Origin of the sequence: Kribbella sp. HUAS MG21 (assembly GCF_040254265.1) — a bacterium.
In the GTDB taxonomy this organism is placed as follows: domain Bacteria; phylum Actinomycetota; class Actinomycetes; order Propionibacteriales; family Kribbellaceae; genus Kribbella.
Window position 1 is genome coordinate 1667887 of the sequence record NZ_CP158165.1, and the last position, 18884, is coordinate 1686770.

The window sequence follows — 18884 nt, forward strand, 5'->3', positions numbered from 1 at the left end:
TCTCACCTCCCCAGACGAACAACCACCCTTCGACGTTGGGGCCTACCGGAAATGATCTTCCGCTAACGCTCCACGTCCCCGGGAATGCATGATTACTCTGCCCGACCGGAACCCCTGCCCTGGAGATGTGCGTGACCGAGCCTGATCTCGCCAACTCGGCGGACACGTTCGCCCGGCTGGCGATCGAGTTGCACGACGCGCCCGGTGTCGAGGAGACCGTCGACGCCGTCGTGCAGTTCGCGCTGCAGGCCTTGAACTGCAAGTACGCCGGCGTCGCGCTCTACACCCGCGGTTCGCGCGCGGAGATCGCGGCGGTGACCGACTCGCTCGTCACGAACCTGTACGAATCCCAGATCAGCACCGGCGCCGGTCCACTGATCACGGCACTGCGCGAGCGCACGATCGTCGCGATCCGGGACACCACGACCGAGGACCGCTGGCCGGAGCTGGGGACGACGATCTCGGGGCTCGGGATCCGCAGCGTTCTCGACGTACCGTTGGCGACCGGTGACACACCGCGAACCACGGTCGGTGTGCTCGGGCTGTACAGCGAGCAGCCGGAAGCGTTCAGCACGGACGACGAGGCGATCGCGCACATCCTCGCGCAGCACGCGTCGGTCGCGGTGGCGTCCGCGCGGCAGGAGGAGACGATGGCGCAGGCGGTCGACGCGCGGAAGCTGGTCGGTCAGGCGATGGGGATCCTGATGGAGCGCTTCGACGTGGACGGCGACCGGGCGTTCGCGATCCTCAAGCGCTATTCGCAGGACACCAACACCAAACTGCGCGACGTCGCGCAACACCTGATCGATACGCGCAGGCTTCCGCACTGACCGGAATCTGACACCGTTGTCCCGCCGCCGGGTCTCCAGAACCGTTGCATACTGCGAGGTGGAGCCTGACGCCGGGACTTGTGCGGCCAGTACCGCGGACCGGGTCACGTCCCGGCGTCTCACCCCTCCCCACCCCGGATCGCACGCCTGTCCGCACCCGGATCACTCCGGTTCGGCCCGTCGCGCCCGGGTTAGTCTGGCGCCATGGGTGAGTGGCGGCCGTTGGCGGGGCCCTCGCGGCAGGTGGCGCTGGAGATCCTGCTGGACGGGCCGTTGTCGCGTGCCGAGCTGTCCCGCCGCGTCGGCCTGTCGCCCGGGAGCCTGACCCGGCTGACGAAGCCGATGGTCGAGTCCGGCCTGCTGGTCGAGGTCGAGGGCGGCCCGACCGACGCGCGCGTCGGCAGGCCGTCGCAGCCGCTCGACCTGGACGCGGACGCGCACCACTTCGTCGGCATCAAGCTCACCGGCGACTCCGCGATCGGCGTCCTCACGACGCTGCGCGCCGACGTGCTGGCGAGCGCCGAGCACCCGATCACCGATCCGACCCCGTCCGCGGTCGCGGACCTGGTCCTCGAGCTCACCGACGAGCTGCGGCTCCAGGTCCCCGGCGGCCGGCCGCTCACCGGGCTCGGCGTCTCGATCGGCGGCCGGGTGGCGAACCGCTCCGAGGTCCGCTGGGGCCCGTACCTGAACTGGGTCGACGTACCGTTCGGCGAGATCCTCGCCGCGCACACCAGCGTCCCGATCGTGCTCGCCAACGACCTGACGTCGCTGACCGAGGCGACGCACTGGTTCGGCGCCGGCCGGAACTCGGACCGCTTCGTCCTGGTCACGATCGGCGCCGGCGTCGGCTACGGGCTCGTCGTCCACAACCAGGTCGTCGACAGCCCGGACGTCACGCTCGGCCTGATCGGGCACTACCCGCTGATCCCAAACGGCCCGCTCTGCGACCGCGGGCACCGCGGTTGCGCGCTCAGCCTGCTGACAGTCGGCGCGATCACCGGCCAGCTCGGTACGGCGCTCGGCCGGGAGGTCGGGTACGACGAAGCTCTCGACCTCGCGGCCAAAGGCGATCCGGTCGCGCGCGAGATCGTCGGGCGTGCCGGCCGCGCCCTCGGCAAGCTGATCGCCGCCGCCGCGAACTTCACGATGCCGGAGCTGGTCGTGCTCGGCGGCGAGGGCGTCCGGCTGGCCGAGGTGGCGCACGAGGAGCTGCTGGCCGGCCTGCACGCCGACCGGCACCCGTCGGCGGCCGAGCTGCCGATGGTCCTGCAGCCCGCCGACTTCAGCGAGTGGGCCCGCGGCGCCGCCGTCGTCGCGATCCAGACCTTCGTCCTCGGCACCTCATAGGTAACTGGCTAATCTCAAATAAACAGTTACACTCGAGGCCATGGACCACCTCGTGAGGCGATGGCTGGCGGGCTGGCGGCTGTGCCGCGGCCTGGAACCGGTGACGGAGTACGACGACGCCTATCTCGCCGTACTGCGACTTCCCGGACGTGAACGTGAATGGTTCGCGCGGACCGATGACCCGGCGACCGTGGACCGGCTGGCGGCGGACCTGCCCGTGGGTACCTGGCTGACCGTCACCACCCACGACGGCGACCGCGTCGCCGGGCAGCTCGCGGCCGCCGGCGGGCAGTTGCTCGACGAGCGCCGGACCCTGATGGCGGTCGACGTCCACGAGCACCCGCAGCCGGTCAATGACTCGTACCGCCTGGAGCGGACGACCGACGGAGCGCTCGAGTACGTGCGGCTGCTGAGCGCGGACGGCGGCGTCGCGGCCCACGGGATGATGGGGATCGTCGGGGCGGACGCGGTGATGCACGACATCCAGACCGATCCGGCGCATCGGCGGCGCGGGCTCGGCAGCGTGGTGATGGGCGCACTGGCGCAGCGGGCGATCGAGCGCGGCAGCCGGACGGGTCTACTGATGGCGACGACCGACGGCTTCCACCTCTACCGCAAGCTCGACTGGTCGTCCGAGGCGACGATGGTGACGGCCTCAGGGACTGCTGGGGCGGGCGCGGTGGGCGGCGACCTTGGTGCGGTTCTGGCAGGCGGTTGAGCAGAACCGCTGCGTGCGGTTGCGGGTCGCGTCCAGGAACAGGCCGTCGCACCGGACGGCCGCGCATTGCCTGAGGCGCTCCACGTGCTCGCTCCCGAGCAGCATCGCCACCGCGGTGGCGAACTCGGCCAGCCAACCCGTCGCCTCCCCCGGGCTGCCGAAGTGCAGGTGCCACGGTGCTCCCGGGTCGCGGACCAGCTGCGGCGCGGCCTGGGTCTCGCGGAGCATCGTGTTCACCAGTTCGGCCGCGCGATCGACGTCCGGGAAGCTGGACAGGGCGTCGTACAGGATCTTTCCGCCGGACTCGTAGTCCGCGGGATCGACAGCGATTTCCCGGTTCGTGGTGAGGCGGAGCGCGGCCTGTACGGCGGCCGCGTCCGGGGCCGGCGCCGGGCGTCCCTGGCGGTAGTGCGCCCCGAAAACGTTGGCCAGCTCGACGGCCGCGAGCAGCGAATCCTTCAGATGATCGGTCGCCTCCACGGGCCCCAGTATCGCGGAGGGCCGGAAAGTTCGCCGCCACCGGGGATTTCCTTCCTCCGGATGAGGCCCGTCATACCACGGTCGTAGGCACCGCCCGCGCACATCCGCCCGCGCTCCGATGATCCGGATCGTTGCCGGAAACAACAATGACTGGCATGTACCTGGTTCAGTCCCGCCACCGCCCGGCAGCACGTGGGATCACCGGACTGTCGGAAGCCGTCGTCGACCTGTCCGCCGTCCGCGACAACGTCCGCACCTTCCGGCGACGAGTCGGCCAGAACGTGATGGCCGTCGTGAAGGCCGACGCCTTCGGGCACGGCGCCGTACCGGTCGCCCGCGCGGCCGTGGAAGCCGGCGCAGGCTGGCTCGGGGTCGCGCACGCGGACGAGGCGCTGCAACTGCGCGCGGCCGGTCTGCGGGTACCGATCCTGTGCTGGCTGTACGACGTTTCGGAACTCGTTTTCCTCGGCGACGTGGAGGTCGACGTCAGCGTTTCCTCCGTCGCCGAACTCCAGCGGGTCGTGTCCACTCCATCCGTCCACTACGTGCATTTGAAGCTGGACACCGGCTTGCACCGGGCCGGCAGTGCACCTGACCACTGGATCGAGCTCACCCGAACGGCGGCGCACTACGAGGCGCTCGGCGCCGTCACGGTCCGCGGGATCTGGTCGCACCTCTCGCACGGCGACTCCGCCGACGCCGTGCAGAGCACGCGACAACTCCAGCTCCTGCGGACCGGGGTGGGTCTCGCACGGCGCGCCGGGCTCCGGCCGGACGTCGTACACCTGGCGAACTCGTCCGGTGCGGTCACCCTCGACGCACCGGACACCGACCTGATGCGGATCGGGGCCGGCCTGTACGGGATCGACGAGCTCGGCATCGGGCTGCGGCCGGCGATGCGGCTGGTGAGCAAGGTGGCCCAGGTACGCCGGATCCGCGCCGGCGAAGGGGTTTCGTACGGGCACGACTTCGTCGCCGACCGGGACACCACGGTCGCGTTGGTCCCGATGGGGTACGCCGACGGCATTCCGCGGGTCGCCGCGGGACGGGCGAGCGTGCAGTGCCGCGGCGTCCGGATGCCGGTGGCCGGACGGATCGCGATGGACCAGTTCGTGGTCGACGCAGGGGATGTCGCGGTCGAGCCCGGTGAGCCGGTGACGTTGTTCGGCGACGGCTCCGCGGGCGAACCGACCGCCGCCGACTGGGCGGACTGGGCCGGGACCATTCCGCACGAGATCTACTGCGGCATCGGCAACCGGGTGCCCCGACGGTACGAGGAGCAGCGATGAAGGTCGCGGTGGTGATGGGTGGCGCGAGCCCGGAGCACCAGGTGTCGCTGGCGAGCGGCCGGGGCATCGCGAAGGCGGTCGAGGTCCTCGGCCACACGGCGATCCCGCTGGTCATCGATGCCGACGGCAACTGGGTCGACGGGCAGCACGAGGCGATCGAGATCCTGCAGGCGTGTGACGTCACGATCCCGGCGCTGCACGGCGAGGGCGGCGAGGACGGCCGGTTGCAGGGGTTCCTCGACCAGCTGCACGTTCCGTACGTCGGCAGCGGGGTCGCGGCGAGCGCGGTCGGGCTGGACAAGCACCTGACCAAGTCTGTTCTGACAGCTCACGGGATCCCTGTCACGCCGGGCATCACGCTGCGCGGCGCCGACCTCACCGACACCGAGGCCGCATTGCAGAAGCTCAAGCTCGCCGGTCTGGACTTTCCGTTGTTCGTCAAGCCGGCCAACGGCGGGTCGAGCTTCGGGGTGACGCGCGCCGGGAACCTTCCGGCCCTGCTGACCGCGATCGCGGACGCCGCGGCGCTCGATCCGAACGTCCTGGTGGAACGCGAGGTCGTGGGCCGCGAGATCGACCTCGCGGTGCTGGAGTTTCCCGACGGGCGGGTGGAGACTGCGCCGGCGCTGGAGATCCACGCCGATCCGGAGCAGCCGTTCTTCAACGCGACGGCGAAGTACGACAGCAGCGCGACGCGATTCGTCGTACCGGCTCCGCTCGATCCCGAGTTGGCCTTGCGGTTGCGGCGGACGGCGATCGAGGTTTTCGAGGTGCTCGGATGTGCAGGGCTGGCGCGGGTGGACTTCTTCGTGACGAGCACCGGGTCGGTCGTGGTGAACGAGATCAACACGTTTCCCGGCTTCACGCCGGCGTCGCAGTTTCCGCGGATGTGGGCGGCGGCCGGGCTGTCGTACGCCGAGGTGGTCGACACGCTGATCCGTACGGCGGTGGCGCGCGGATGACCGTTCTACTGAGCGACGCGCGAATCACACGTATTCCTGCGGTCGAGAACGGCGAACCGTTGGTGGACCTGTACACGCGGGACGTGCTGACTTCCGGCCGGCAGTTCGCGCGGGAAAGCGTGGCCGATCGGCTTGCTGTGGCCGACGCTTTCCTGCCCGTGGGCATCCGGCTGTACGTCGTCGAAGGACTGCGACCGGTCGCGAGTCAGCAGGCGATCTGGGACGGGTACTGCGCGGAACTGCAGCAGCTGCATCCGGATCTCTCGGCCGCGGAAGTCCACGTGCTGGCCAGCCGGTTCGTCTCGCCGATCGAGGTGGCGCCGCATGTGGCCGGCGCGGCCGTCGACCTGACGCTGATGGGCGCCCACGGACCGCTCGACCTGGGGACGCCGATCGACGCGACACCCGAGCAGAGCAACGGCGCCTGCTTCTTCGCGGCGACCAACATCAGCCGTGAGGCGCGTACCAACCGCGCGCTGCTGGCCGACGTACTGACCGCCGCCGGACTGGTGAACTACCCCACCGAGTGGTGGCACTGGTCCTACGGCGACCGCTACTGGGCCTACAAGGAGGAGCAACCGGCCGCGCTCTACGGGCCCGCCTACAGCCGAACCTGAGACGCCGCGGACCGACCGACGGGTAGTGCAGAGGCGAGACGCCGTACGCACTCACGCCTCCACGCTCAGGTGCACTACCCGACCGCCCGACACCACCCGTCCGTCGGTTCAGTAACCAGCTCGAAGTGATAGCTGCCGTCTATGAGCTGATAGGCAGTGTTGCTTTGACTGGGCGGGATTGGCGACGGAATGTTGTATACATGACGAGTGAGGTCGTGGCCGCCGCCCCCGTCCCGGTCCCCGGGCGCGCCCAGCGAGTGCGGGAGATCGCGGAGGAGCTCCGCGGTCTGCGCGGCGCGCTGATCCCGATCCTGCACGCGGTCCAGGAGGAGTTCGGGTACGTCGACCCGCCGGACGTCGCGGTGATCGCCGACGTGCTGAACCTCGCGGTCGCCGAGGTACACGGGGTCGTCACGTTCTACAAGGACTTCCGCCGGACAGCGGCCGGCCGCACCACGGTCGCGATCTGCCAGGCGGAGGCATGCCGCGCGGTCGGAGCCGTCGAACTCGCGGAACACGCCAAACGCACCGTCGGCTGCGACTTCGGCGAAACGACGTACGACGGCCGAATCACCCTCGAAGAAATCTACTGCTTCGGCAACTGCGCGCTGGGCCCCACAGTCCAGGTCGGCTCCAAACTCCACGGCCGAGTAACCCCCACCCGCCTCAACACCCTCCTCGGGGAGTCCCGATGACCCACCCAACTCCCCCACCCATCCCCACCCCCACACCCACCGGCGCGCCCGGCACAGCCGGTCCCACGACCGCCACCCCCGCCCCGATGCCCGGCGACACGGACGCTCCCACGGCCGGGGCGCAGCACACCGGCGCTCCTGCGACCAGCTTCGGCAACTCGCACGCTCCCGCCCAGCCCACCACCCGCGTATTCGTGCCCCGCGACTCCGCTGCACGCTCCGTCGGGGCCGACGAGGTTGCCGAACGCCTGGCCGCGCTCCACGACACCTCCGCGGTCGTGCGGACTGGGTCGCGGGGGATGTTGTGGTTGGAGCCGTTGGTGGAGGTGGAGACTGGTGAGGGGCGTGTCGGGTATGGGCCGGTGGCGGCCGAGGACGTCGACGGGCTGATCGCCGGTGGGATGATCGAGGGTGCGGTGGTCGGGCCGTATCTCGGGCTGGTGGACGAACTGCCGTGGATGAAACGGCAGCAGCGGCTGACCTTCCAAAGGGTCGGCGTGGTCGATCCACTGTCGACGACCGACTACCTGGCGCATGGCGGCCTAACCGGGCTGCGGGCAGCGCTCGCGATGGACCCAGCTGAGGTTGTCGAGACGGTTGTCGACTCCGGCCTGCGCGGGCGCGGCGGCGCCGGCTTCCCGACCGGGATCAAGTGGCGGACCGTGCTGAACGCCGACGCCGACCTGAAGTTCGTTTGCTGCAACGCGGACGAGGGCGACTCCGGCACGTACGCCGACCGCATGCTGATCGAAGGCGACCCGTTCACGCTCATCGAGGGGATGACCATCGCGGCGTACGCCGTCGGCGCCGCGGAAGGGTACGTCTATCTGCGCTCGGAGTACCCGGACGCCGTCGCCACCCTGAAGGCGGCGATCGAGCTGGCGCGGGCGGCGGGCTGGTTGGGGCCGGACATCCTCGGCTCAGGGTTCGGTTTCGACCTGCACGTCCGCGTCGGCGCCGGCGCCTACATCTGCGGCGAGGAAACCTCGATGCTGGAGAGCCTGGAGGGCAAACGCGGCATGGTCCGCGCCAAACCCCCGATCCCAGCGCTGGAAGGGCTCTTCGGCCGCCCGACGGTCGTCAACAATGTGTTGTCGCTGGCAACGATCCCCACCATCCTGGCGAACGGCGCCGCCGCGTACGCCGCCTATGGCACCGGCCGCTCGCTCGGGACCAGCGTCTTCCAGCTCGGCGGGAACGTCGCGCGCGGCGGCATCGTCGAGACCGCGTTCGGCATCACGCTCGGCGAACTGGTGAACGACTTCGGCGGCGGTACGTCGTCGGGGCGTCCGGTGCGGGCCGTTCAGGTGGGCGGCCCGCTCGGCGCCTACCTGCCGGTCGAGCAGTTCGACCTGCCGATGGACTACGAGGCGTTCGCGGCAGCCGGCGCGATGGTCGGGCACGGCGGGATCGTGGTGTTCGACGAGACCGTGGACATGGCGGCGATGGCGCGGTTCGCGTTCGAGTTCTGCGCGGCCGAGTCCTGCGGCAAGTGCACGCCGTGCCGGGTCGGCGCGGTCCGCGGCGTCGAGACCATCGACCGGATCCTGACCAGCACTGCCGGCACGGACCGCGCGCAGAACCTGGTCCTGCTCGAGGACCTGTGCGAACTGATGACCGACGGCTCGCTCTGCGCCATGGGCGGCCTCACTCCGATGCCAGTACGCAGTGCCGTCCGCCATTTCGGAGAGGACTTCCAGGCATGACCTTGTTGAAAGAGCCCGACTTCGGTACTCCGGCCCGCCCCGGCGCGGCCACCATCGAGCTGACCGTCGACGGCGTCCCGGTGAAGGTCCCACCGGGTACGTCGGTGATGCGCGCGGCGAAGCAGGCCGGCGTCGACGTACCGAAACTGTGCGCGACCGACAACCTGGAGGCCTTCGGATCCTGCCGGTTGTGCGTGGTCGAGATTGACGGCGTCCGCGGTACGCCTGCCTCCTGTACGACGCCGGTCGCGGACGGCATGGTGGTGCGGACGCAGAACGAGCGGCTCGGGAAACTCCGCCGCGGCGTGATGGAGCTGTACATCTCCGACCACCCGCTCGACTGCCTGACCTGCTCGGCCAACGGCGACTGCGAACTGCAGGACATGGCCGGCGTCACCGGCCTCCGCGAGGTCCGGTACGGCTCCGGCGTCGAGGCCGGCGCGAACCACATGGACCTGCCGACCGATTCCTCCAACCCGTACTTCGACTTCGAGGCGTCCAAGTGCATCGCGTGCTCGCGGTGCGTGCGCGCGTGTGACGAGGTCCAGGGAACGCTCGCGCTGACGATCGAGGGACGCGGGTTCGACTCGAAGGTGGCGGCCGGTGCCGGGGTGTCGTTCTTCGAGTCGGACTGTGTCTCCTGCGGTGCGTGCGTGCAGGCGTGCCCGACCGCGACGCTGCAGGAGAAATCGGTGGTCGAGCTCGGGATGCCGACGCGGACCGTGCTGACGACGTGTGCGTACTGCGGCGTCGGGTGCTCGTTCAAGGCGGAACTGCGAGGTGACGAGCTGGTCCGGATGGTCCCGTACAAGAACGGCGGGGCGAACGAGGGCCACTCGTGCGTGAAGGGCCGGTTCGCGTTCGGGTACGCGAGCCACCCGGACCGGGTACTCGAGCCGATGGTCAGGAACACGCTTTCGGAACCGTGGCGGAAAGTTTCCTGGGAGGAGGCGATCTCGTTCACTGCACGCCGGCTGCGCGAGATCCAGGCGGAGCACGGCCAGGGCTCGATCGGCGCGATCACCTCCTCGCGGACCACGAACGAAGAGGTGTACGCCGTCCAGAAGATGGTCCGCGCGGTGTTCGGGAACAACAACGTCGACACCTGCGCGCGGGTCTGCCACTCGCCGACCGGGTACGGCCTCAAGCAGACCTTCGGGGAATCCGCCGGCACCCAGGATTTCCGGTCGGTCGACGAGTCCGACGTGATCCTGCTGATCGGGTCGAACCCGACCGACGCGCACCCGGTGTTCGGCTCCCGGATGAAGCAGCGGATCCGGCAGGGCGCGAAGCTGATCGTGGTCGACCCGCGGCGCATCGACCTGGTCCGGACGCCGCACATCGAGGCGGCGTACCACCTCGAACTGCAGCCGGGCACGAACGTCGCGATCGTCAACGCGCTCGCGCACGTGGTGGTCACCGAGGGCCTGGTGGACCGGGAGTTCGTGGCGAGCCGGTGCGAGGACTTCGAGGCCTGGGAAGCGTTCATCGCGCAGCCGGAACACAGTCCGGAAGCCGTTGCGGAAATTTCCGGAGTGCCGGCGGAAACGATCCGCGCGGCCGCCCGGCTGTACGCGACCGGCGGGAACGCCGCGATCTACTACGGCCTCGGCGTCACCGAGCACAGCCAGGGCTCCACGATGGTGATGGGCATGGCCAACCTCGCCATGGCGACCGGCAACATCGGCCGTCCGGGCGTCGGCGTCAACCCGATGCGCGGCCAGAACAACGTGCAGGGCTCCTGCGACATGGGCTCTTTCCCGCACGAACTGCCCGGCTACCGGCACGTGTCCGACGACGACGTCCGCTCGATCTACGAACACCTCTGGGGTACGCCGATCCTCGACGAGCCCGGCCTGCGGATCCCGAACATGTTCGACGCCGCGATCGACGGCACGTTCCGGGCGCTGTTCGTGCAGGGCGAGGACATCGCGCAGTCCGACCCGAACACCCAGCACGTGTTCGCGGCGCTCGGAGCGCTGGACCTGCTCGTCGTCCAGGACCTGTTCGTCAACGAGACCGCGAAGTTCGCGCACGTGCTGTTGCCGGGAACGTCGTTCCTGGAGAAGGACGGCACGTTCACGAACGCGGAACGCCGGATCAACCGGGTCCGGCCGATCATGGCGCCGCGGACCGGCAAGCAGGAGTGGGAAATCGTGTGCGAGATCGCCCAGGCGATGGGCTACCCGATGCACTACGACTCGGCGGCGCAGATCATGGACGAGATCGCGCTGACCACGCCGACGTTCAGGGGCGTCTCGTTCCGGAAGCTCGACGAGCTCGGGTCGATCCAGTGGCCGTGCAACGTCGAGCACCCGGAGGGGACGCCGATCATGCACGAGGACGAGTTCACGCGCGGCAAGGGCCGGTTCATGGAAACCGTGTACGTGCCGACGTCGGAACGGTCGACGCGGCGTTTCCCGTTGATCCTCACCACCGGGCGGATCCTGTCGCAGTACAACGTCGGCGCCCAGACCCGGCGGACGGCGAACGTGGCGTGGCATCCCGAGGACGTGCTGGAGATCCATCCGCACGACGCGGAGGTGCGCGGGGTTTCCGACGGCGACCTGGTCGCGCTGTCGAGCCGGGTCGGGCGGACGGAACTGCGCGCGAAGATCTCCGACCGGATGCCGGTCGGCGTCTGCTACACCACGTTCCACCATCCGGTGAGCGGCGCGAACGTCGTCACCACGGACAACTCCGACTGGGCCACCAACTGCCCCGAGTACAAGGTCACCGCGGTCCAGGTCGACCTCGTCCCGGAAACCGCGTCCGCGGAAAGCGCCCGCGAGCCGGCGGGCGCGGAGGGTGCTCGTCAGCCGGTTGTTGCTGGGGGCAATCGATGAGTGCCGGCGTACCGCCGTACGTGCGGTTGGCGAACGAGATCGCGGCCCAGTTCGCCCACCGCGCGCCCGCGGACGCCGCCACCGCGATCGCCAACCACATGAAGGCCGTCTGGGACCCCCGCATGAAACGCGCCCTGATCGCCCACGTCGAGTCCGGCGCCACAGACCTCGACCCCGCCGCAGCCCTGGCCGCCCAGCAACTCCAGGCACCGTCGTGACCCAGCCCACGCCATCGGCACCGGCAGCCTGGCCCGACGGGCCGTCCGGAGAGCGGGACCGGTTCGACAACCCCGGACCGGTCGGAGAAGGTGGGCCTGTGGAGAACGGGCCTGAGCGCGGACCAGCCGGCGGTCGCGAGGTCCGGGCGCGGCGGGATGCGCTGCCGTGGGATGTTGCGCGCGCGCTGGCGCACGCGGCTGCCCGCGTGGGGCCGGTGGTTCGGCGCCGGATGGACGAGGCTGACGGGTGTGTGCTGGCGACACCACTGGTGTCACCGGTCGCCGTACCGCCGGTGGATCGCGCGGCGATGGACGGGTACGCCGTACGCGGCGACGGACCGTGGCGGGTGATCGGGCATGTCGCCGCCGGTACTGCGGAGGCGCGCGAACTCGAGGACGGTCAGGCGACCGGGATCGTCACCGGCGCGACCGTACCGGCCGGGACGACGTCGGTACTGCGCTCGGAAGATGCCGTACTGACAGGTGACCTGCTGGAAGGCCCCGCCGAACACGGCCGGCACATCCGGCGCGCCGGCGAGGAGTGCCGCCCTGGCGACCACCTGCTGCCCTCCGGCGTCATCGTCGACCCGGCAGTCCTCGGCCTGGCCGCAACCGTAGGCCTCAACAGCCTCCTAGTCATCCCGCCCCCTACCGTCGCCGCCCTGGTCACCGGCGACGAACTGATCCACCGCGGCCCATCCACCCCAGGCCGCACCCGCGACGCCATCGGCCCCATGCTCCCCGCCCTGATCCACCGAGCCGGCGCCACACCCGCCGGTGGGACGGCGGGTGTGGTTCGGCATGTTCCGGACTCGCGCGAGGAGCTGGTCTCGGCTCTGCGTGAGACGCGGGCTGAGCTGATTCTGGTTTCTGGGTCGTCAGCCGCGGGGCCGGCGGATCATCTTCGGCCGGCGCTTGCCGAACTCGGGGCCGAAGTGGTTGTCGACGGTGTTGCCTGCCGGCCCGGGCATCCGCAGGCGCTCGCGATTCTGCCGGACGGTCGGCTCGTGCTCGGCCTTCCCGGCAACCCGTTCGCGGCGCTCGTCGCCTTCCTGACCCTCGGCGTCGCGGCGATCACCCGGATGCGCGGCCTCCCGCTCCCCGCACTCCCCCAGCTCGCGGTTCCCGGCGGCATCGCCTGCCACCCGACCAGCACCCGGCTCGTCCCGGTCCGCCTCACTCCGCAAGGCGCCGTACCCGTCGGCCACGGCGGTTCCGCGATGCTCCGCGGCCCGGCCGCCGCCGACGCGCTCGCCGTCGTCGCCCCGGGACCCGCGGAAGCCATCGCCGCCCGGCTCCTCCCACTCGATCCCGGGGCCCGCCCATGGGCCGGCTGATCGCGCGTCGTCCCGTCGTCCGCCTGACGCCGACCGGCGAACGCCAGCGCCCGGACTCCATCGCCGTCGAAGAGCCCCTGGAACTCCGCGTCGACGGCAAACCCCTCGCCGTCACGATGCGCACCCCCGGCCACGACGTCGAACTGGCACACGGTTTCCTGCACACCGAGGGCGTGATCGGCAGCGCCGACGACATCCGCGACGCGCGGTACTGCGACTCGCGCGACGAGGAGGGCCGCAACACCTACAACGTCCTCGACCTCGGCCTCGCCCCCGGCGTACCCGCCCCGGTCACCGGCGTCGAGCGCAACTTCTACACGACCTCGTCCTGCGGCGTCTGCGGCAAGGCGTCCCTCGACGCGGTCCGTACCAAGACCCGCCACTCGCCCGCGCAGGACCCGGTCACCATCAGGTACGACGTACTCGCGACGCTCCCCGACGCGCTCCGCGCCCGGCAGCAGGTCTTCGACCGCACCGGAGGACTGCACGCGGCCGGCCTGTTCACCCCGTCCGGCGACCTGCTCGTCGTCCGCGAGGACGTCGGCCGGCACAACGCCGTCGACAAGGTCGTCGGCTGGGCGCTGCTCAACGACCACATCCCCGCGCGCGGCCTGATCCTGATCGTTTCCGGGCGTACGTCGTTCGAACTCGCGCAGAAGGCGGTGATGGCCGGCATTCCCGTCCTCGGCGCGGTGTCGGCCCCGAGTTCGCTCGCGATCGACCTGGCGACGGAGTCCGGCCTCACCCTCGCCGGCTTCATCCGCAACGGCAGCATGAACCTCTACAGCCGACCGGAACGCGTAAATGTCGAGGCCTCCGAGGTGCGTACGACGTACCGGGCATGAACGACTACGGAGTGACCGGTGCGACCACCGGTGTCGAGGTTCTGATCAAGCTGCCGGTCCGCACACTCTGGACGGGCATCACCGCGATCGACAGGTACGGAGAGTGGAGCCCGGAGTGCATCTACGGCGCCTGGCTCGAGGAAAACGCTACCTTCGAGGCGCGAAACCGTTTTCCTGACGGCCTGGAAACCTACGTGACCTGCACGGTCACCGTTCTCGAGGAGCCGACGCGCTTCGGCTGGGACGTGTACGGCGGGGAGGAGGTCCCGTTCGCGCACTGGGAGTACGAGCTGGAGGATCGCGGCGCCGAGACGCTCGTCCGGCAGAGTTTCACGCACGGCCCGGGCGACAGCGGCATGCGGATGGCGGTCGTCAAGGAGCCGGACCGCGCCGCGGAGGCCATCCGCCGGCGCCTCGACCAGCTGGCCGCGAACATGCGCACCACACTGGCCGCGATGGAGTCCGCGCTCCGCTGATCAGGAGGCCTCACTGGCCGACTGGGAGGCTGGGTTCACCCAGAGGCTGTCGGCAGTGCCTGCGTCCACGTGTTCCTGGTAGATGTCGACCTTCCAGGTGATCACCCGCAGGCACTCGTTGAGCTCCTCGATCTGCGCCTTCACCGCCTCCTGGTGACTGCGCAGCAGGGCCAGCCGGTCGGCCTCGTTGCCGGCGCCCTGCCGGACCAGGTCCGTGTAGCGGCGGATCGTGTCGAGCGGCATCCCGGACGAGCGGAACTTGATGCACATGTTCAGCCAGTCGACGTCGTCCTCGGTGTAGACGCGCCGCCCGTTCGACTCGCGCCGTACCGGATCCGCGAGCAGCCCCTCACGCTCGTAGAACCGCAGCGCGTGGACGCTCAACCCGGTCCGCTCCGCCACCTGCCCGATACTCAGTCCACCCATGGGCGCACCCTAACCCGCGGTCAGATCAACGGCTTCAGGGCGGAAAGCGCTTGATGTACGTCGGCCCGGGTCGTGTAGATGTGGAACGACGCGCGGAGTTTGCCGTCGCGCACCGCGGCCCGGATCCCGGCGGCGGCGAACGCCTCCTGGGCGCCGGGAAGGTTCGTGCTGACGATCGCGCTGTTCGACGGCGGGAGGCCGAGGCCGTCGCGGAACTCGTTCGCGAGCGCGAGGTTGTGCCGGTTGATGGTCTCGACGCCGAGCTGCTCGACCAGTTCGAGCGCCGGCGCCGCGCCGACGAAGCTGAACCAGGCCGGCGACTGGTCGAACCTCCGCGCGTCGTGGGCGAGTTCCATCACCGGTCCGTAGTACGACCCGTGCACGTCGTTCGCGGCGTACCACCCGGCCGCGGACGGACGGCAACGCTCCTGCAGCCGGGGCGACAGGTAGCCGAGCGTCGCGCCGCGCGGCGACATCAACCACTTGTAACTGTGGGCGATCAGTGCGTCGACGCCGTCGACGGTGATCGGGTGCCACCCGACGGCCTGCGTCGCGTCGATCACCAGCAGCGCGTCGATCTGCTTGCTCGCGGCAACTACGGCCGGCAGGTCGAGCACGTCGCCGGTCGAGGACTGGACCGCACTCACCGCGACAACGTCGATGCCAGGCGTGATCGATTCGACCAGCTTGTCCGACGGTACGGCGAGCACCTGGACGCCGCGGTCCGCGTGCACCTGCCACGGGAAAACGTTGGACGTGAACTCCACGTTGTCGGTCAGCACCTTGGCGCCGTCCGGCACCGCGGCCGCGACCGGCGCCAGCGCCGCGGACACGGTGCTGCCGACGAAAACGTGTTCCGAATCCGCCCCGACGATCCGCGCGAACGATTCCCGCGCCCGCCCCGTCGACTCGTCCCACGGCTCCCAGCTCGTCGCGCCGACCCGCCAGTCGGACAACGCAGCCTGCAACGCCTCCCACGCCGGCTTCGGCGGCAAGCCGTACGACGCGGTGTTCAGCCAACCCGGCTCCGGATCCCACAGCCCAGCGATGTCCATGGCGCCAACCTTAGGCGGGACTTGACCTAGAGGAAGCTCTAGCTCCTAGCCTTCCGCGCAGGGAACGCAAAGGAGCTGGGAATCATGCGCTATCGCACGTTGGGTGGGACCGGGATCGAGGTCAGTACGCACTGTCTCGGGGCGATGATGTTCGGGGCGGTCGGGAATCCGGATCACGACGAGTGCGTCCGGATCATCCACGCCGCGCTGGACCAGGGGATCAACTTCGTCGACACCGCGGACATGTACTCCGCCGGTGAGTCCGAGGTGATCGTCGGCAAGGCGTTGAAGGACCGCCGGGACGACGTCGTCCTGGCGACCAAGGTGCACTTCCCGTTCACCGAGGGCCGGAACCGCAGCGGGAACTCGCGGCGCTGGATCACGCGCGCCGTCGATGACAGCCTGCGCCGGCTCGGCACCGACTGGATCGACCTGTACCAGATCCATCGGCCGGACCACACCACGGACATCGAGGAGACGCTCTGGGTGCTGAGCGACCTGGTCAGCGCGGGGAAGATCCGTGCGTTCGGCTGCTCGGCGTTCCCGGCGGAGGACATCGTGGAGGCGTACCACGTGGCGGATCGGCGCGGGTACGGGCGGTTCCGGACGAATCAGCCGCCGTACTCGATGCTTGCCCGCGGCATCGAACGCTCGGTGCTGCCGACCTGCCGGCGGCTCGGGATGGGCGTGCTGACCTACAGCCCGTTGGCGTTCGGGTTCCTGTCCGGCAAGATCCGCAAGGACCAGCCGCTAGACCAGTCGGCGCGCGCCACGCTGGCGCCTGACCGCTTCGACCCCACGCTGCCCGCGAACGCGGCGAAGTACGAAGCTGTGGAGCAACTCGTGGAGGTGGCCGACGGTATCGGGGTCACGCTGCCCGAACTGGCGATGGCCTTCGTCACCACGCATCCCGCCGTCACCTCGGTCATCGCCGGCCCGCGCACGATGGACCAGCTCGAAGGACTCCTCAAGGCGGCCGACCTGACCCTCGACGACAAGACCCTCGACCGCATCGACGAAATCACCCCACCCGGCACCGACCACTTCCGCGCCGACGCCGCCTGGCAACCCCAGTCCCTCACCGACCTAACCCACCGCCGCCGCCCACTCACCGACCGCTGACAAGCAGACAGCCTTTGAGGGGTTGCGCGCGCTGGTCGACCTCAGGCGGGTAGGTGAGCGGAACGTGCATCAGGCCAGGCGCTTCCAGCTCCTGCGGATCTCGGCGATGGAGGGTCGCGGGGCGGCCCGAACCGGTCGCCCCGCGAACGGAAGGGCACGGGTGTGAGCCGCACCCCGCGAACGCGAGAGTGCGGCGTGAGGCGCACCCCGCGAACGCGAGAGTGCGGCGTGAGGCGCACCCCGCGAACGTGAGAGTGCGGTGTGAGGAGCACCCCCGCGAAGCTGCGAGTGCAGGTGTGCCGCACCCGGTGGCTGCGGGAGCGGATGAGCCGCATTTCCCGAACGGGAGGGTGCAGGTGTGCCGCACTTCCCGAACGGGAGGGTGCAGGTGGGCACCCCCACGAGCGTGAAGGTGCGGGGATGGGCCGCACCCGCGGACGTGAGGGTGTGGGTGCGGCGTGGAGGTCAGGGTTGGCCGAGGTCTGGGTAGTACTTGTGGATCAGGGTCGGGTTGGCTAGGGCGCGGTGGTAGGACTCGTGGGCGATCGGGTCTTTGGTGGGTGTGGGCTCGTTGGCCGGGTTGTTGGTCGCGGCGCGGACCAGGCCGCCGAAGACCCGGTCCCGTGCGAGGGCGGCGTCCTCGGCGTCCAGACCGAGTTCGCTGGTGAGGGCCGCTTCGACCGCTTCGGCGGACGCTCCGCCGTCCACCAACGCAAGCACCAGATCCACCACGTCGGCCGCGGTCCGGCCCGGCGGCAGCTGGACGGACAGATCGTCCGTCCAGCCCGGCGGGACAGCTGCCTCGCCCGCCGGCACTCCCGCCGAAGCTCCCTCCGGCTCTTGCGGGGGCTTTATTGCTGTGCGCCAGTGGGTTGCCTCTGGCTCGGCGACCGGTTCGACGTTCATCGTGGCTGTGAGGTGGGGGTAGGCGCGGGCGGTGTTCCAGGTTCGGTGGTAGGGCGGGGGGTCCAGGACTACTACGCGGTGGTTGTGGACGAGGGGGATTTCGTCTGGGCGGCCTTCGTTCCAGATCCACGTGCCGTTGGCGTCTACGAGGTTGAACTGGCCGCTGATGCCGCCGGGTGGTGCCAAGTCGCCGGAGCCGTCGGCGGCGGCGATCATGGCTTGCGTTGGGGGCTCGCCGGGTAGGAGGCCGCGGCGCGAGAACAGCCCACGTCGGGGCCCGAGGAGGTTGGCCGCGAGGAGTGTGTGCAGCTGGAAGTTGTCGGCGACGCCCGTCATCGTCGCGCGGAACACCTGGCCGGACTCCCGGTGTACGATGATCAGCGTCTCGTCGTCGAGCACCCGCAACAGGCCGAGCAGCCACGGCGCCACGTCCGGGAACAGTTCCTCGACCTGCTCCACCAGCGCACGCAACCGCTCGCGCTCCGGTAGACCACGACGTACGTCGGTGCGCTGACACAGCAACAGCACCGGCTGCACCCAGTTCTCGCCCACCTCCCACGCGGCCGCGTACCGGTCGGGCCGCTCGACACCGCGCGCCTCGGCCGCCGCGAGGTAGCGCTCGACGACGGTTTCGTCATCCCGCGACGGCTCAACCGCAAACAGCTCCCGGTACGACGCCGCGAACGCGAGCGCGTGCTCCATCACCTCACAGGCACGATCGACCAGGACCGGCACCACCGCTGGCGCCGACGAACCCGTCGTACCGACCATCGAACCGACGAGCTGAGCGAGGCCCGCGCCGCGGCTCGTGTGGATCTCGGCGAGGACCGGCAGGAGCTTCACGACGGCGGCGTCGAGCACCTCAGGACTCGCCTGCCGGGCCACCGAGATCAATCGCCGGCCGGCGTCGGCGTACGCGTCGTGGTCCCGCTCGCGGACCGCCGTGTCCAGGAGTTCGATCGCGCTGTCGAGCTGCTCTTCGTGAGACACGCGCCGAAGCCTACGG

18 protein-coding genes are annotated in these 18884 nt (G+C 70.0%); 14 read left to right on the top strand and 4 right to left on the bottom strand.

Going from position 1 to position 18884, the window contains the following annotated elements; translation table 11 throughout:
- The first annotated feature begins 125 nt into the window (after nucleotides 1-125).
- The 3 genes from ABN611_RS08050 (at nucleotide 126) to ABN611_RS08060 (ending at nucleotide 2898) form a co-directional block, all read left to right on the top strand.
- Complete coding sequence (locus ABN611_RS08050) at nucleotides 126-830, top strand: GAF and ANTAR domain-containing protein (protein WP_350279165.1); 705 nt, start codon at nucleotides 126-128, stop codon at nucleotides 828-830.
- 204 nt (nucleotides 831-1034) lie between these two features.
- On the top strand, nucleotides 1035-2180 hold the full coding sequence (locus ABN611_RS08055; protein WP_350279166.1) for an ROK family transcriptional regulator: 1146 nt from the start codon (nucleotides 1035-1037) through the stop codon (nucleotides 2178-2180).
- 40 nt (nucleotides 2181-2220) lie between these two features.
- Complete coding sequence (locus ABN611_RS08060) at nucleotides 2221-2898, top strand: GNAT family N-acetyltransferase (protein WP_350279167.1); 678 nt, start codon at nucleotides 2221-2223, stop codon at nucleotides 2896-2898.
- On the opposite strand, the gene ABN611_RS08065 is transcribed toward ABN611_RS08060, so the two are convergent.
- Nucleotides 2836-3378: a CGNR zinc finger domain-containing protein gene (locus ABN611_RS08065; protein WP_350279168.1), complete on the bottom strand. Its 543-nt coding sequence runs from the start codon at nucleotides 3376-3378 to the stop codon at nucleotides 2836-2838. The two genes, ABN611_RS08060 and ABN611_RS08065, sit on opposite strands and share 63 nt — an antisense overlap.
- 155 nt (nucleotides 3379-3533) lie before the next feature.
- Here ABN611_RS08065 and alr point away from each other — a divergent pair, with 155 nt between their 5' ends.
- The 10 genes from alr to ABN611_RS08115 all read left to right on the top strand — a co-directional run bounded on the left by alr (nucleotide 3534) and on the right by ABN611_RS08115 (nucleotide 14369).
- Nucleotides 3534-4667: an alanine racemase gene (gene alr / locus ABN611_RS08070; protein ID WP_350279169.1), complete on the top strand. Its 1134-nt coding sequence runs from the start codon at nucleotides 3534-3536 to the stop codon at nucleotides 4665-4667.
- On the top strand, nucleotides 4664-5629 hold the full coding sequence (locus tag ABN611_RS08075) for a D-alanine--D-alanine ligase family protein (protein WP_350279170.1): 966 nt from the start codon (nucleotides 4664-4666) through the stop codon (nucleotides 5627-5629). The genes alr and ABN611_RS08075 overlap by 4 nt, the downstream gene beginning before the upstream one ends.
- Nucleotides 5626-6246: a M15 family metallopeptidase gene (locus tag ABN611_RS08080; protein ID WP_350279171.1), complete on the top strand. Its 621-nt coding sequence runs from the start codon at nucleotides 5626-5628 to the stop codon at nucleotides 6244-6246. The genes ABN611_RS08075 and ABN611_RS08080 overlap by 4 nt, the downstream gene beginning before the upstream one ends.
- Before the next feature lie 200 nt (nucleotides 6247-6446).
- Nucleotides 6447-6941, top strand: a complete 495-nt coding sequence (locus ABN611_RS08085) for an NAD(P)H-dependent oxidoreductase subunit E (RefSeq protein ID WP_350279172.1) — start codon at nucleotides 6447-6449, stop codon at nucleotides 6939-6941.
- Entirely contained in the window at nucleotides 6938-8647 is a 1710-nt protein-coding gene (locus ABN611_RS08090; protein ID WP_350279173.1) for an NADH-ubiquinone oxidoreductase-F iron-sulfur binding region domain-containing protein, read from the top strand. Before ABN611_RS08085 ends, ABN611_RS08090 begins: the two co-directional genes overlap by 4 nt.
- Nucleotides 8644-11493, top strand: coding sequence for a formate dehydrogenase subunit alpha (fdhF, locus tag ABN611_RS08095; RefSeq protein WP_350279174.1), 2850 nt, complete (start codon nucleotides 8644-8646; stop codon nucleotides 11491-11493). Before ABN611_RS08090 ends, fdhF begins: the two co-directional genes overlap by 4 nt.
- Complete coding sequence (locus tag ABN611_RS08100) at nucleotides 11490-11711, top strand: formate dehydrogenase subunit delta (RefSeq protein WP_350279175.1); 222 nt, start codon at nucleotides 11490-11492, stop codon at nucleotides 11709-11711. Before fdhF ends, ABN611_RS08100 begins: the two co-directional genes overlap by 4 nt.
- A 98-nt stretch (nucleotides 11712-11809) precedes the next feature.
- A complete protein-coding gene (locus tag ABN611_RS08105; RefSeq protein WP_350279176.1) occupies nucleotides 11810-13048 on the top strand; it encodes a molybdopterin molybdotransferase MoeA in 1239 nt (412 codons plus the stop codon).
- Entirely contained in the window at nucleotides 13036-13893 is an 858-nt protein-coding gene (gene fdhD, locus ABN611_RS08110; RefSeq protein ID WP_350279177.1) for a formate dehydrogenase accessory sulfurtransferase FdhD, read from the top strand. The genes ABN611_RS08105 and fdhD overlap by 13 nt, the downstream gene beginning before the upstream one ends.
- Nucleotides 13890-14369, top strand: coding sequence for an SRPBCC family protein (locus ABN611_RS08115; RefSeq protein WP_350279178.1), 480 nt, complete (start codon nucleotides 13890-13892; stop codon nucleotides 14367-14369). Before fdhD ends, ABN611_RS08115 begins: the two co-directional genes overlap by 4 nt.
- Here the strand turns inward: ABN611_RS08115 and ABN611_RS08120 are convergent, their stop codons facing one another.
- Together ABN611_RS08120 and ABN611_RS08125 are read right to left on the bottom strand one after the other, a co-directional pair.
- Complete coding sequence (locus tag ABN611_RS08120) at nucleotides 14370-14795, bottom strand: MerR family transcriptional regulator (protein ID WP_350279179.1); 426 nt, start codon at nucleotides 14793-14795, stop codon at nucleotides 14370-14372.
- A gap of 20 nt (nucleotides 14796-14815) precedes the next feature.
- Nucleotides 14816-15850, bottom strand: a complete 1035-nt coding sequence (locus ABN611_RS08125; protein ID WP_350279180.1) for an aminotransferase class V-fold PLP-dependent enzyme — start codon at nucleotides 15848-15850, stop codon at nucleotides 14816-14818.
- An 84-nt stretch (nucleotides 15851-15934) separates the two neighbouring features.
- On the opposite strand from ABN611_RS08125, the gene ABN611_RS08130 reads away from it, so the two are divergent.
- A complete protein-coding gene (locus ABN611_RS08130; protein WP_350279181.1) occupies nucleotides 15935-16972 on the top strand; it encodes an aldo/keto reductase in 1038 nt (345 codons plus the stop codon).
- Between the two features lie 465 nt (nucleotides 16973-17437).
- Here ABN611_RS08130 and ABN611_RS08135 read toward each other — a convergent pair whose 3' ends face one another.
- Nucleotides 17438-18868 (bottom strand): hypothetical protein, encoded by a 1431-nt coding sequence (locus ABN611_RS08135; protein WP_350279182.1) that lies wholly within the window; start codon nucleotides 18866-18868, stop codon nucleotides 17438-17440.
- Between the last annotated feature and the right edge of the window lie 16 nt (nucleotides 18869-18884).